The organism is Streptomyces sp. NPDC107454 (genome assembly GCF_055582885.1).
Genome location: NZ_JBVJPA010000005.1, coordinates 544135 through 557800, shown reverse-complemented (window position 1 = coordinate 557800; position 13666 = coordinate 544135). Strand labels below are relative to the sequence as shown.

General features: G+C 71.4%; 13 protein-coding genes. 9 read left to right on the top strand and 4 right to left on the bottom strand.

The annotated features are described in order from the left end of the window. Positions 1-57 precede the first annotated feature (57 nt). Positions 58-660, bottom strand: a complete 603-nt coding sequence (locus ACZ69M_RS15480) for a TIGR03086 family metal-binding protein (protein WP_470050114.1) — start codon at positions 658-660, stop codon at positions 58-60. Positions 661-793: 133 nt separating this feature from the next. On the opposite strand from ACZ69M_RS15480, the gene ACZ69M_RS15475 reads away from it, so the two are divergent. Together ACZ69M_RS15475 and ACZ69M_RS15470 are read left to right on the top strand one after the other, a co-directional pair. Continuing rightward, entirely contained in the window at positions 794-1828 is a 1035-nt protein-coding gene (locus ACZ69M_RS15475) for a helix-turn-helix transcriptional regulator (RefSeq protein ID WP_470050113.1), read from the top strand. Between the two features lie 102 nt (positions 1829-1930). Then, positions 1931-2773, top strand: a complete 843-nt coding sequence (locus tag ACZ69M_RS15470; RefSeq protein ID WP_470050111.1) for an NAD(P)H-binding protein — start codon at positions 1931-1933, stop codon at positions 2771-2773. Positions 2774-2958: 185 nt separating this feature from the next. On the opposite strand, the gene ACZ69M_RS15465 is transcribed toward ACZ69M_RS15470, so the two are convergent. Beyond that, on the bottom strand, positions 2959-3612 hold the full coding sequence (locus ACZ69M_RS15465; protein WP_470050109.1) for an FMN-dependent NADH-azoreductase: 654 nt from the start codon (positions 3610-3612) through the stop codon (positions 2959-2961). An 88-nt stretch (positions 3613-3700) separates the two neighbouring features. Between ACZ69M_RS15465 and ACZ69M_RS15460 the strand changes: the two genes are divergently transcribed. The 4 genes from ACZ69M_RS15460 to ACZ69M_RS15445 all read left to right on the top strand — a co-directional run bounded on the left by ACZ69M_RS15460 (position 3701) and on the right by ACZ69M_RS15445 (position 7232). Further along, the gene (locus tag ACZ69M_RS15460; protein WP_470050107.1) at positions 3701-4078 is read left to right on the top strand and encodes a winged helix-turn-helix transcriptional regulator; all 378 of its coding nucleotides are present in this window, start codon (positions 3701-3703) and stop codon (positions 4076-4078) included. Between the two features lie 185 nt (positions 4079-4263). Further along, positions 4264-5793 (top strand): DUF2252 domain-containing protein, encoded by a 1530-nt coding sequence (locus ACZ69M_RS15455; RefSeq protein ID WP_470050105.1) that lies wholly within the window; start codon positions 4264-4266, stop codon positions 5791-5793. Positions 5794-5930: 137 nt separating this feature from the next. Beyond that, the gene (locus ACZ69M_RS15450) at positions 5931-6830 is read left to right on the top strand and encodes a hypothetical protein (protein ID WP_470050104.1); all 900 of its coding nucleotides are present in this window, start codon (positions 5931-5933) and stop codon (positions 6828-6830) included. Between the two features lie 72 nt (positions 6831-6902). Then, positions 6903-7232: a rhodanese-like domain-containing protein gene (locus ACZ69M_RS15445; protein WP_054237233.1), complete on the top strand. Its 330-nt coding sequence runs from the start codon at positions 6903-6905 to the stop codon at positions 7230-7232. Between the two features lie 193 nt (positions 7233-7425). On the opposite strand, the gene ACZ69M_RS15440 is transcribed toward ACZ69M_RS15445, so the two are convergent. After that, positions 7426-8559: an acyl-CoA dehydrogenase family protein gene (locus ACZ69M_RS15440; protein ID WP_470050102.1), complete on the bottom strand. Its 1134-nt coding sequence runs from the start codon at positions 8557-8559 to the stop codon at positions 7426-7428. Between the two features lie 366 nt (positions 8560-8925). Between ACZ69M_RS15440 and ACZ69M_RS15435 the strand changes: the two genes are divergently transcribed. Genes ACZ69M_RS15435 through ACZ69M_RS15425 form a run of 3 tightly spaced genes read left to right on the top strand, consistent with a single transcriptional unit; the run spans position 8926 to position 11842 of the window. Continuing rightward, positions 8926-9780, top strand: coding sequence for a DUF5819 family protein (locus ACZ69M_RS15435; protein ID WP_470050100.1), 855 nt, complete (start codon positions 8926-8928; stop codon positions 9778-9780). Continuing rightward, positions 9777-11006: an HTTM domain-containing protein gene (locus ACZ69M_RS15430; RefSeq protein ID WP_470050098.1), complete on the top strand. Its 1230-nt coding sequence runs from the start codon at positions 9777-9779 to the stop codon at positions 11004-11006. The genes ACZ69M_RS15435 and ACZ69M_RS15430 overlap by 4 nt, the downstream gene beginning before the upstream one ends. Beyond that, on the top strand, positions 11003-11842 hold the full coding sequence (locus ACZ69M_RS15425; protein WP_470050096.1) for a TrmH family RNA methyltransferase: 840 nt from the start codon (positions 11003-11005) through the stop codon (positions 11840-11842). The genes ACZ69M_RS15430 and ACZ69M_RS15425 overlap by 4 nt, the downstream gene beginning before the upstream one ends. Here the strand turns inward: ACZ69M_RS15425 and paaN are convergent. Then, positions 11839-13539 carry a phenylacetic acid degradation protein PaaN gene (paaN, locus tag ACZ69M_RS15420; RefSeq protein ID WP_470050094.1) on the bottom strand — a complete coding sequence of 567 codons (1701 nt, stop codon included), beginning with the start codon at positions 13537-13539 and terminating at the stop codon, positions 11839-11841. The genes ACZ69M_RS15425 and paaN overlap by 4 nt on opposite strands. Positions 13540-13666 lie beyond the last annotated feature (127 nt).

The following is a 13666-nucleotide window of genomic DNA, read 5'->3' as shown; positions in this document are numbered from 1 at the left end:
GGCCGCCGGATCGATCTCCGGCGGCCCGCCCGCTCGATCGTCAGCCCCGTCGCCCCGTCAGGGACGACGTCCGTACCAGCCCACCAGCTTGTCGATGTCGGGAGCGTTCTCGTGCACCTCCACCACCGGACCGAACGGCACCTGGCCGCCGCGGGGTTCCGCGGGCACGGCCCGGTGCATGTTGGCCAGCGGCGCGGCGAGCATCTCCGGGTCCCACTCGGGGCTCTGACCGGTCGCCTTCGCCAGGTCCCAGGCGTGCAGCACGAACTCGTTGGTGTAGATCACCGAGGCGACCACCCCGGGAACCGGGCCCCAGGGCAGGCCGATCTGGCGGCCCAGTACGGCCGGGTCCGACCACACCGCGTCGAAGTCTTTCGTCGCCTCCGCCCAGGCCTTGGCCCAGTCGCCGTCGGGGACGTCCTGCGCGAAGTGCGGAACGCTCATGAAGGAGCCGCCCGCGCCCATGACGGCGACCCGGCGCAGCACGGACACCACGTGGTTGGCCATGTCACGGACCGAGTAGTCGGGACACGGGGTGACGGTGTCGTACTGCTCGGGGCGCAGCGCGGCGAGCGTACGTCCGGTGAGCTCGACGGCCTTGAACAAGCCGCCACGGGGGTCGGTGGGCGGGTTGGCGGGGGAATTGGTGCTGTCAGCCATGTCTTGAGTCATGTCTTCATCGTCGAGGTCAAACAGGTCATCTTGTGGCCTCTTTCTGAAGCCTCATCAGATCTTGCTGAAAATAGATGTACTGGCTCAAAGCATCCCGAAATCCAGGAGAGGGACGGTCGTTGTGAAGGCTGACCGTCTGGTGGCGACCCTGCTGCTGCTCCAGGCGCGCGGGCGGGTGACCGTGCGCGAGGTGGCCCAGGAGCTGGAGGTGTCGGAGCGCACCGCGCGCCGCGACCTGGAGGCCCTCACCACCGCCGGTGTCCCCGTCTACTCGCAGCGCGGCCGGGGCGGCGGCTGGAGCCTGGTCGGCGGCGCCCGCACCGATCTGACCGGTTTCACCTCGCGGGAGATCGGGGCGTTGTTCCTGGCCGCGGGCCCCTTGTCGGCCTCGCCCGAACTGCGTGCCGCGTTACGGAAGTTGATGCGGGCGGTGCCCGCGCCCATGCGGCCGCACGCCGAGGCGGCCGCCAAGGCCATCCTCATCGACGGTGTCGACTGGTCGCGCACGGCGGGTGGCAGCGGCCCCCACCAGCACACTCTGGAGCGGGCGGTGCTCGACGGCGAACAGGTCCGGCTCGGCTACGCCCATCCCGACAGGGCTCCCGGCGAGCGCACGGTGCACCCGCTCGGCCTGGTCTCGAAGGCCGGCCGCTGGTACCTCGTCGCCGGTACCGAGGAGGGACTGCGCACCTTCCGGCTCAGCCGGGTCACCTCCGCGACCAGGACCGGTGAGCCGGTGCGGCGCCCGGAGGGTTTCGACCTCGCCGCCGCCTGGCGGGAGTTGGCCGCCGAGGTGGAACAGCGGCTGACCGCGGCGACCGTACGGGCGCGGGCCGACCGCGACGCCCTGCCGGTGCTGCGGCAACTGCTGGGCGGTCGGCTGCGGACGGGCGAGACCCAGATCGACGGCCGGGTCGAGTTCACGGCCGACGGGCCTTCGGTGGAGGTGCTCGCCGCGCAACTGGCCGGTCTCGGCAGCCGCGTCGAGGTGCTCGATCCTCCGGAGGCGCGGGAGTCGCTCGTACGGCTGGGCCGTTCGCTCACCGCGGTGTACGGCGGGCGCGAGGATGAGACCCGCTTGGATAGCCACTTTCCTCTAGGTACCTACTATACGGAGGATGTTAGCGTCCCTGTCATGGCCGCCCACCACGGATGACCGGCGGTTTTCCCCACACCGATCCCCCACCGATCCCCACACCGATGCAACCGATGACTGCTGATTACTGGTTCGGATTAACGCACTAGGGAGTTTTTTCTGATGATTGTCGTCACTGGAGCCACCGGAAATGTCGGACGTCCGCTGATCGAGGCGCTCGCCGAGGCGGGGGAGCAGGTCGTGGCGGTCTCGCGCCGCCCGCTGCCCTCCCCGGCGGACGGTGTCCGCCACGCCCAGGCCGACCTCGGCAGCGCCGAGAGCATGCGGCCGGTCCTCGAAGGCGCCGACGCCTTCTTCATCCTGCTCGCCGGCGAACTCCTCGGTTACGGCGAGGCCGCGACCGAGCTGCTGGCCGCCGCCAGGGACGCCGGCGTCAAGCGGGTCGTCCTGCTCTCCTCGCAGATCAACGCCACCCGCCCCGACTCCGCCTCGCACGGCAGGCTGCGCGAGTTCGAGGAGGCCGTACGCGGATCGGGCCTCGACTTCACGATCCTGCGCGCGGGCGGATTCGCCTCCAACGCCTTCGCCTGGGCCGAGTCGGTCCGCGCCGACCGCACGGTCTTCGCCCCGTTCGGTGACGTGGCCCTGCCGGTCGTCGACCCCGCGGACATCGCCGCGGTCGCCGCGGTCGTCCTGCGCGAGGACGGTCATGCCGGTCGTACGTACGAGGTGACCGGCCCCGAAGCGGTCAGCCCGCGTGCGCAGGCCGAGGTGATCGCCGAGGCCATCGGTGAGGAAGTGACCTTCGTGGAACTGACCCGCGAGGCCGCCCACAGCCACCTGGCCCAGTTCATGCCGGAGGACGTCATCCCCGGCACCCTGGACATCCTCGGTTCCCCGCTCCCCGCCGAACAGCGCGTCAGCCCCGATGTGCAGAAGGTCCTGGGCCGCCCGGCCACCCCCTTCTCCGGCTGGGTGAGCCGCAGCCTTCCGGCGTACAAGTAGCCGGCTCGGCCCACTCGGCCCGATCGTCCCCCGGTACCGCCGCCGGATGCCCGCTGTGATCCATCCCCCGCGGCAGTGGGCGTTCGGCGGCCCATACGGACAGCCCCGCAGGTCACGAACCTGCGGGGCTGTCGCGTCGTGGGGAGGGGTGAGACAAGGGGTCATTCGGCCGTCCCCCGGAGGGGCTACGCGGCGAAGCGCTCGGCGAGTTCCTTGGCCTTCGTGACCGCCTCGTCGGCGGCCTTGGCGCGGGAGGCCTCGTACATCGGGATCAGGTCGGCCATCGCCGGGTTGTGCGGCGCCATCGTGAGCTCCGGGACGATGACGTGGACGTCCAGGGCGAGGCTGTCGCGCAGGACCGCCTCCAGGTAGTTCTGGACGTACTCGTAACCCTCGCGCGGGGTGCCCGGCGCGTAGGAGCCGCCGCGGCTGGCGACGACCGTGACCGGGGTGCCCTTGATCTTCGAGTCCTCGCTCATGACGGTACGGCCGACGAGGATCACCTGGTCAAGCCACGCCTTGAGGGTCGAGGGGATCGTGAAGTTGTACATGGGCGCGCCGATCAGGATCGCGTCCGCCTGCTCCAGCTCCTCTATGAACGTCAGGCGCTCGGCGAAGGCCGCGGCCTGCTCGGGGGTGTGCGCGTCCGCGGGGGCGAAACCGGCGGTGTGGGCATCGGCCGTGATGTGCGGCACCGGGTTCACGGCGAGGTCGCGGTAGATCACGGTGCCCTGCGGGTGCTGCTCCTCCCAGGCCTTGCGGAACGCGTCCGTGACCGTGCGGGAGGCGGAGGCTGCGCCCGGGAAAACGGACGAGTCGATGTGCAGGAGGGTGGCCATGAGGATCTCCAGGAGAAGGGAGCGAACTTTTCGTACTGGACTAGAGATAACACAGCTACTTACTTTTTTTCACCAGTACCCTGGACCCATGCCAGAGCCGGGGATTCACGACGCAGGGCCGTGCCAGAGGGTCGACGACGGCATGACCCGCGTCTTCCAGCTGCTCGGGAAGCGCTGGACCGGCCTGGTCGTGGCCGTGTTGCTGCCGCACCCCGCCCACTTCGCCGACCTGCGCAGAGCGATCCCCGGCATCAGTGAACGGATGCTCTCCGACCGCCTCACGGAACTCGGCGCGGCGGGGCTGGTCGTCCGCGAGGTCGACGAGGGCCCTCCGCTGCGGGTCGTGTACGGCCTGACGGAGGCGGGCGCCGCACTGCAGCCCGCGCTCCTGGAACTCGGAACCTGGGCGGAGCAGCACCTGCCGGAGAGCCCGCCATGCCCGGGTGAACTCCGTAAGTGCCCCTGAACCGGGGCTGATCGCGAGCTGATCGCGAGCTGATGGTGAGCTGATGGTGAGCTGGTGGTGAGTTGATCGCGCGGGGCCGGGTTTTCCACAGGCTGGGAGTTGTCCACAGGGTCTGACGCGTTTCAGCCACCGGCGGTACGGTCATGACGAGTTGATGTTCGTGCGTGACGGGGGAGGCAGTCGGTATGACGGATCTTGGTGCAGTGGATCGGGCGCAGCAGGACCAGCGGAGCCGACCGGGCGGGCAGGACCATCAGGATCATCAGGATCATCGGGGCGGACTGGACGAGCAGGGCCGGCGGGGCGAGCAGGGCCGGCAGGCGTCCAGGGTCTCCGGGGTTTTCGGCGTGCGGGGATTCGCGGGCCGGCCCGTGCAGGCCGCGCCCAAGGAAGAGGGCAAGGCGCTGCGCCGACGGGTGCCGCGCGGCGTGCACGCGGAGCTGAGCTTCGACGCCGGCCGTCCGGACGCGGTGACCGCCGTCGAGGAGTCCAACCTCGGCCGGATCCCGGAGCTCACTCCGATACGGGTCGGCAGGATGGCCGCCACCCCCTTCGCCTTCCTGCGCGGTTCGGCCGGCCTCATGGCCTACGACCTCGCGCGCACCCCCGCGACCGGCATCGCAGCCCAGATCTGCGGCGACGCCCACGCGGCCAACTTCGGCCTGTACGGAGACGCGCGCGGCGGCCTGGTCATCGATCTGAACGACTTCGACGAGACGGCACACGGCCCCTGGGAGTGGGACCTCAAGCGCCTCGCCACCTCGCTCGTGCTCGCGGGCAGGGAAGCGGGCGCGGACGAGGACACCTGTCGCAAGGCCGCCCACGACGCGGTTGGTGCCTACCGACGCACACAGCGGCTGCTCGCGAAGCTCCCGGTGCTGGACGCGTGGAACGCCATCGCGGACGAGGAACTCGTCTCCCACGCCGACGCCCACGACCTGCTCGGCACCCTGGAGCGGGTCATGGAGAAGGCGCGGGCCAACACCAGCGGACGGTTCGCGGCCAAGTCGACCCGGCCGACGGAGGACGGCAGCCACCGCTTCGTGGACGCGCCTCCGGTGCTGCGCCGGGTACCCGACGCGGAGGCCGCGGCGGTCGCTGCCTCGCTGGAGCACTACCTGACCACCGTCTCCGAGGACCGCCTCCCCCTCCTCGCCCGGTACGCGGTGCACGACGTCGCCTTCCGCGTCGTCGGCACCGGCAGCGTCGGCACCCGCTCCTACGTCGTGCTGCTCCTCGACCACCGCGGCGAACCCCTGGTCCTCCAGGTGAAGGAGGCCCGTGCCTCGGCGCTGCTCCCGCACCTGGCGACGGCAGGCCACGCCATACCGGAGGTGCCGCACGAGGGCCGCCGGGTCGTCCTCGGCCAGAAGCGCATGCAGGTCGTCAGCGACAACCTGCTCGGCTGGACCACCGTCGAGGGCCGCCCCTTCCAGGTACGCCAGTTCCGCAACCGCAAGGGCAGCGTCGACCCCGCCGCCCTCGCCGCCGACCAGGTCGACGACTACGCCCGTATGACCGGCGCCCTTCTCGCGCGCGCCCACACCCACACCGCCGACCCCCGCCTCATCGCCGGGTACTGCGGGAAGAGCGAGGAGCTGGACGAGTCCATCGCCTCGTTCGCCGTGGCCTACGCCGACCGTACGGAGGCGGACCACGCGGAGCTGGTCGCGGCGGTCAGGGCGGGGCGGTTGGCGGCGGAGCTCGGGGTGTGAGCCACACGATTCGAGAGGAGCGGGGGCGGGCTGAGAGGGCCGGGGGCGGCCCGAGGGCCGCGGGGCCGGGGCGTGGCGCACCGCCCCGGCCGGGGGAAGGCCGCGAGTCGTACGGGGCCGTGGCCTAGTCTGGTCGGGTGACGACCCCGGAAGCCGAGCACAGCGAGTCCGACCGTACCCAGGCCGAGGATGCCCGGCCCCAGGGCGCCGGGGATGCGGATGCCCACGACGGGTCCGCCCCGGAGGCGGCGCCCGAGGCGCAGGCGCGGCCCGAGGAGCGGCTGGAGCGGGCCGTGCGGGCGGCCGAGCAGGCGTTGATCGAGTTCGAGATCGCCGTGGAGACCTTCCGCGTCGAGGTCGAGAACTTCTCGCGCCTGCACCACCAGAAGCTCGGCCCGATGTACTCGCGGCTCGACGAGCTGGACGCGCAGATCGCCGAGGCGGTCGCCGCGCGCACCGGGGACGTGGAGGACATACGCAAGGCGGACGAGGCGCGGGCGCGGGTCATGCCGATGCCCGGGGTCGAGGAGCTCTTCCACGGCTGGATGGACTCCGAGGGACTGTTCCCCGAGGCGGTGGCGATGCTGACGGACCAGTCCGTACGCCCCCCGCAGCGCGTACGCCCCAGCGACGAGGCCCGTCAGCTCTACCGTGAACTGGTCCGCAAGGCCCACCCCGACCTCGCACAGGACGACGACGAGCGCAGGCGGCGCGACGAGTTCATCGCCCGGGTCAACGCCGCGTACAGCCGTGGCGACGAGGCCCTGCTGCGGGAGCTGTCCGAGGAGTGGGCGGCGGGCCCGGTGCCCGAGGAGTGGAAGCCGAGCCGCAGCGAGGAGCTCTACGCCCGCCTCGAGTGGCTCGCCCAGCGCAAGGAACTGCTGACCCTCGTCGCCCGCGAGCTGGAGGAGAGCGCCATCGGTGCCATGCTCAAAATGGCCCCGGAGGACCCGGACCGGCTCCTGGACGAGATCGCCGAGCAGCTGCTGGCCCAGGTCGACGAGCGCGAGAAGGAGCTGGCCCGGCTGGCCGACTAGGGCCTGTCCGGCGGGGGCTTCGGGTCGCCCGCCCGGTCGGGTAGCGTCGGGGGTATGAGTTTTGGATCTGGTGTGCCCACGGTCGAGGTCGGGGATCTCGCGGACGGAGACTTCCTGCTGGACGTCCGGGAGGACGACGAGTGGCAGGCGGGCCATGCCGCGGGGGCGCTGCACATCCCCATCAGTGAGTTCGTCGCACGCTACGGCGAGCTGACCGAGGCGGCGCCGCAGGACGGCAGGGTCCATGTGATCTGCCGTTCCGGGGGCCGTTCGGCGCAGGTCACGATGTACCTGGTCCAGCAGGGCATCGACGCCGTGAACGTCGACGGTGGCATGCAGGTCTGGGCCGCCGCCGGCCGCCCGGTCGTGGACGACAAGGGCACCCCCGGCTTCGTGCTGTAGCCACCGGCAGGGCGCCCCGGCTTCGTGCCGGCCGGCGGCGAGGGTTCACGCACGCTGGAGCCATCGGCAGGGGTTCGCGCCCGCGCTCGCGTCCGCCGAGTGGCGTTCACCACCGCTGCCCGGGGCCTGCCCACGCCCGGAGAGGTGAGGACACGCCTGGAGGGGCGAGGACGCGAGCCGTGGGCGCGGGCGTTCAGCCCAGGGGGTGGGCCGCGAGCAGATCCCCCAGTGCCTCCTCGTGCGCCGCCGCCGGTCCGAGCGACAGCTCAAGCTGCTTGGCCCAGGCGTGGTACCGGTGCAGCGGGTAGTCGACGTCGGCGCCGAACCCCCCGTGCAGATGCTGCGCGGTCTGCACGACCCGGCGTACCCCTTCCGACGCCCAGATCTTGGCGACGGCCACGTCCCCGGACGCCGGAAGCGCACCCCCCGCCCCCGTGCTGATCCGCCACGCGGCCTGCCACAGCGTCGCCTCCATCGCCCGCAGGTCGATATAGCGGTCGGCGGCCTGCACGGCGACGGCCTGGAACGTGGCGACCGGGAACCCGAACTGCTCCCGCTTGCCCGTGTACGCGCTCGTCATCGCGAGCACCCGCTCACCGAGCCCGAGCGCCAGCGCGCACGTCCCGGTGGCCAGCAGCTCCCGCAGCCACTCCCACGCCCCGTCGGCGTCGATGACATCCCGGGCGGTGATCCGCGCGGACTCCAGACGCAGCTCGCCGAGCCGTTCCCCGGTCGTGGAGATCTGCTCGCCGAGGACGACTCCCTCATGGACCCGGGGTACCAGCGCGAGGACGGTCCGGCCGCCGCCCGTGTGCGCGGGTACGACGGTGAAGTCGGCGTTCTGCGCCCACGGGACCGCCGTCTGCACCCCGTCCAGCACCCACACGTCACCGTCCCGCCGTGCGGTCACGGCGAGTTCGGCAGGGTCGTGCCCGGTCCGTCCGTTCGCCGCGACGGTCAGTACGACCTCGCCCCGGCCCGCCCGCGCGAGCAGCTCCGCCTTCAACTCCTCGCCGCCGTACGCCTGTACCGCCACCGCCGCCGCACTGCTCTCCAGCAACGGAACCCGCGCCAGCACCTTCGCCGCCTCGCGCAGCACCAGGCACAGCGCGATCGCGTCCAGGCCCGCCCCGCCGTACTCCGCGGCGAGCAACAGACTCAACAGATCCGCATCGGCGAGCTTCGTCCACAGCGCCCGGTCGAACTCGTCGGCGACGGCGCCCGCGGTGATCGCGGGGCTGGGCACTTTGTCGGGCGCGACCCCGCCGAACACCGCCTTCGCCGCCTCGACCGCCGCCTGCTGCTCCTCGGTGAAGGTGAAGTCCACGTCCCTGTCCTCCCACGCACCGATCCACCGACCCGGCGGACACCGGATCTGACGGAGCGTCAAGATAGAACAGGTTCTACAAGAAGGGAACGGCCCGGCCACGGAAGGCCCGTCGCCTCGACAAACCGAACGTTCGGTTGCTATCGCCGCACGGCGGGGCGGGCGGCCGTAGGGTGTCCACCGCTGTGGATAACCTCAGGGTCGCTTTTGTGTCGCTGTTGTGCCCGCTGTGCCGAATGGGGCTGTGCCGGGTGGCCTGGCCTGAGTACCGTTCCGGTGCGCACGCCGCGGTGTGGTGCGCGCGGGCGCCACGGCGCCGCGCGGTCCGGCGGCGGAAATCGGACCGGGATCGGGAATCGGGGCGGAATGGACGCGTACGACGAGGGCACGAAGGCCCGGCATCTGCCGGACGGCCCTGACGGCTCCCTGCCCGAAGGCCCCGCCTCCGCCGGTTCCACCCCCGACAGCACCCCCTCGACCGACCAGGAATCCGTCGGCCAGGAATCCACCGACCAGGCGCCCGCCACCGATCCCCCTGTCCCCGTTCCTGTCCCCACCCCCACCGGCATAGCCTCCCTCCCTCTCCGTTCCCAGGTCGTCGCCGCGCTCGCCCTCGCGGTCGTCGCGGTGATCGCCTGTGTGCACCTCGGCATGGTGTTTCTGCACGTCGCGCCCGCGAACACGGTCACCAAGCAGCACGGCCGGGCGATCGACGACTGGATCTACCCGGAGTTCGAGCAGAACTGGAAGCTCTTCGCCCCCAACCCGCTGCAGCAGAACATCGACGTCCAGGTCCGCGCGCAGGTCCGCGGCGCGGACGGTGGCATCACCGAGACCGGCTGGTACGACCTGTCCGCGCTGGACGGCGCGGCGATCGACGGCAATCTGCTGCCGAGCCACACCCAGCAGAACGAACTGCGCCGGGCCTGGGACTTCTACATCGGCACGCACGACAACGACAACCGCCCGGTGGGCCTGCGCGGCGACCTCTCCCAGCGCTATCTGCGCCGGATCGTCGTACTGCGTCTCGACCGTGAGGGGGCCGGCGGCAAGGGCGCCGTCGTCGAAAGCGTCCAGGTCCGTTCCCGTACCACCAACGTGCCGCCCCCGAAATGGAGCGAGGAGAAGGTGTCCGACACGCCCGTCCTGCGCGAGCTGCCCTGGTGGACCGTTCCCGAGGAGGACGTCACGGACGCAAGGACGGAGGCGAGCGCCCGATGAACCGCATCGCAGTGTCGATCTCGCGCGGTATCGCCCGGGTCACCGACGCCGCCCTCGGCCCGTACCAGACGGCCGTGATCCGCATCGGCTTCGCGGCCACCTGGCTGCTGTTCCTGCTGCGCGAGTTCCCGCACCGCCAGGAGATGTACGGCCCCGACGGACCGTGGAAGTGGGACCTCGCCCAGCGGCTCGTCGCGGACAACCACGCCTTCACGATCCTGATGTGGTCCGACAGCCAGGTGTGGTTCGAGACCGTCTACGCCCTGGCCGTCCTCTCGGCTCTCCTGCTGCTGGTGGGCTGGCGGACCCGCACGATGTCCGTGCTCTTCATGGTCGGCGTGCTCTCGCTGCAGAACCGCAGCATCTTCATGGGGGACGGCGGCGACAACGTCATCCACCTGATGGCGATCTATCTGGTGTTCACACGCTGTGGACAGGTGTGGTCGCTGGACGCCCGGCGGGCCCGGCTCGCGCGGGAGGCACGCGCGCGTGGGGACCTTCCACGGGCCGGGGCCAAGGACCGGGCCGGTCTCGTCCTGTGGGCGGTGCTCGGCCTGCTGCTGGCCGCGGCGACGGGCGCGGGGCGGCTGACCCCCGGCTGGCTGGCGATCTTCTGGGGGCTGTGGGCGGTCCAGGCGCTGTGGTGGGCCGTCGGCCGCCTGGCGCGCGCCGCGGAGCCTCGGATCCTGCTCGACGTCATCGCCAACGCCGTGCACAACGCGGCCCTGCTCGTGATCATGGCCGAAGCGTGTCTGATCTACGCGACCGCCGGCTGGTACAAGATCCAGGGCTCGCGCTGGCAGGACGGCACGGCCGTCTACTACCCGCTCCACCTGGACTACTTCTCTCCCTGGCCCGCCCTGTCCGACCTGCTGGCCTCACACGGCACGATCGTGATGCTGGTGACCTACGGGACGGTCGCCGTGCAGGTCGCCTTCCCCTTCACCCTGATCAACCGGCGCGTCAAGAACGTCCTGCTGGCCGCCATGATGACCGAGCACGCCGTGATCGCGGTGGTCCTCGGGCTGCCGTTCTTCTCGCTCGCGATGATCGCCGCCGACGCGGTGTTTCTGCCGACGTCGTTCCTGCGGCGCCTCGGCGGATGGGCGGCACGCGCGCGTGGACGACTGTTTCCGCCCGGCGCCCGCAAGCTGCCGGGCCAGCGCGCTCAGGGGCCGCGCACCCCGGAGCCGACCGAGGACTCGCACGTAGGCTTCACCGCATGAAGGACCCCGCAAGCGACGCCACGGACCGTGTGCAGGACCCGGTGGGCGACCGCCGGCAGGACCAGGACCCCGTGAGCGCCTGGCACCGCCTCGCCGACACCTCCGTCCTGCTCGACGGCTTCCACGCCCTCAAGCACGCCGTGCGCTTCCGGGCCGAGGTCCTGGTGGCGGTCACCAGCGACCGGCAGGCGGCGCTCGCCCTCACCGACGAGCTGGCCCCGGACGTACGCGAGGCCCTGGACGCCCTCCTGGTGGAGGTCCCGGAGGCCACGTACCGCTCCCTCGTCCCGCGTCCGCACCCGACCGCGGTGGCCGCGTTGGCGGTACGTCCCTCCCGCGAGGCCAATCTGCGGGCGCTGGCCCGCACACCCCGCACCGCCCCCGTGGTCGTCCTCGACCATCCGCGCAACCTCGGCAACGCCGGCGCCGTGATCCGCCTCGCGGCCGGCTTCGGCGCGACCGGCGTCGTCACCACGGGCACCCTCGACCCCTGGCACCCCACGGTGGTGCGGGGCGGGGCGGGCCTGCACTTCGCGACCGCCGTGGAGCGGCTGACGGTGGCCGAGCTGCCGTCCGGGCCGGTGTTCGCCCTCGACCCGGACGGCGAGGACATCCGGGGACTGAAGCTCCCGGACGACGCCGTGCTCGCCTTCGGCTCCGAGCGCAGCGGCCTTTCCGCAGACCTGCGCGCGCGTGCCGACCATCTGGTGTCGCTTCCGATGCGCCCCCAGGTCTCCAGCTACAACCTGGCGACGAGCGTGGCCATGACCCTGTTCCACTGGAGCGCCCCGCAAGGGGGCCAGACCCTGTCAGGCGTCCGGCGGATCAGGTCCTAGCGTCGGACCTCCACCACCCGGAACCGGTTGGCCACGAAGCCCCCGTCGCACAGCGCGGCGTTCGCCGCCGGGTTGCCGCCCGACCCGTGGAAGTCCGAGAAGGCGGCCGTCTGGTTGACGTACACACCGCCCGTCAGATTCAGGGACAGCTGGGCGCACTCCTCCAGACAGGCCTCCCGTACGGCCTCCTCGACGACCTCGTCGGTGGTGTACGCCCCGACGGTCATCGCGCCCTTCTCCCGGACGGTCCGCCGCAGCAGCTCCACCGCGTCCCCTGCCGAGTCGACCGCGACCGCGAAGGACACCGGTCCGAAGCACTCGTTCATGTAGGCGGCCTCGTCGTCGGCACTCTCCCAGTACTTCCGGGCACCGTCGAGCTTGACGATCACCGGGGTGCGGACGACCGCGTCCGGGAACTCCGGGTTGCCGACCTCACGCGACGCGAGGGCGACCTCGCCGAGCCCTGCCGCGGCCTCCAGACGTGCCTTGACGTCCGGGTTCACGATCGCGCCCAGCAGCCCGTTGGCACGCGCGTCGTCCCCGAGGAGTCCGTCGACCGACCGGGCGAGGTCGGCGACCACCTCGTCGTACGACTTGGGGCCGTCCTCCGTGCGGATGCCGTCGCGGGGGATGAGGAGGTTCTGCGGGGTCGTGCACATCTGACCGCTGTACAGGGACAAGGAGAAGGCCAGGTTGGACAGCATCCCCTTGTAGTCGTCGGTCGACTCCACGATCACCGTGTTGACGCCGGCCTTCTCCGTGTAGACCTGCGCCTGGCGTGCGTGGGTCTCCAGCCAGTCGCCGAACGCCGTCGACCCGGTGTAGTCGATGATTCGGATCTCGGGGCGCACGGCCAGGGTCTTGGCGATGCCCTCCCCGGGCCGCTCGGCGGCCAGCGCCACCAGGTTCGGGTCGAAGCCCGCCTCGGCGAGCACCTCGCGCGCGACCTGCACGGTGAGCGCGAGCGGCAGCACCGCGCGCGGGTGCGGCTTGACGAGCACGGCGTTACCGGTGGCCAGGGAGGCGAACAGGCCCGGATAGCCGTTCCACGTCGGGAAGGTGTTGCAGCCGATCATCAGCGCGATGCCGCGCGGCACCGGCGTGAACTGCTTGGTCATCGCGAGCGGGTCGCGCTTGCCCTGGGGCTTGGTCCACTCCGCGGTGTCGGGGGTGCGGACCTGTTCCACATACGCGTACGCCACCGCTTCCAGGCCGCGGTCCTGCGCGTGCGGGCCGCCCGCCTGGAACGCCATCATGAAGGCCTGGCCGCTGGTGTGCATGACCGCGTGCGCGAACTCGTGCGTGCGGTCGGCGATCCGCTTGAGGATCTCCAGACAGACCATCGCGCGCATCTCCGCGCCCGCGTCGCGCCAGGCACGCTGTCCGGCCCGCATGGCGGGCAGCAGCACGTCGACGTCCACGTGCGGGTAGGTGACCCCCAGCTCGACGCCGTACGGGGAGATCTCACCGCCCACCCAGTCGTCGGTGCCGGGCTGGCCGAGGTCGAGGCGGCTGCCGAGGAGGGCGTCGAAGGCGGCCTTGCCCTCGGCCATGCTCAGGCTGCCGTTCTCCCCGTAGGCCTTCGGGTGCTCGGGGTGGGGGGACCAGTACGCGCGCGTGCGGATCGCTTCCAGCGCCTGGTCGAGAGCGGGCCGGTGCTGGGCGGTCAGCTCGTGCGCGGTCAGTTCGGCGGCCATGCGGGACCATCTCCTCGTCTCAAGAACTCTTCGCTGAGCTCATGACCTGGGCAGAAATAGCCGGACAGAGTTAGAGTAACCGAACGATCGGTCGGGACAAGGGGGTCCGCCGCATCTGTGGAAAACC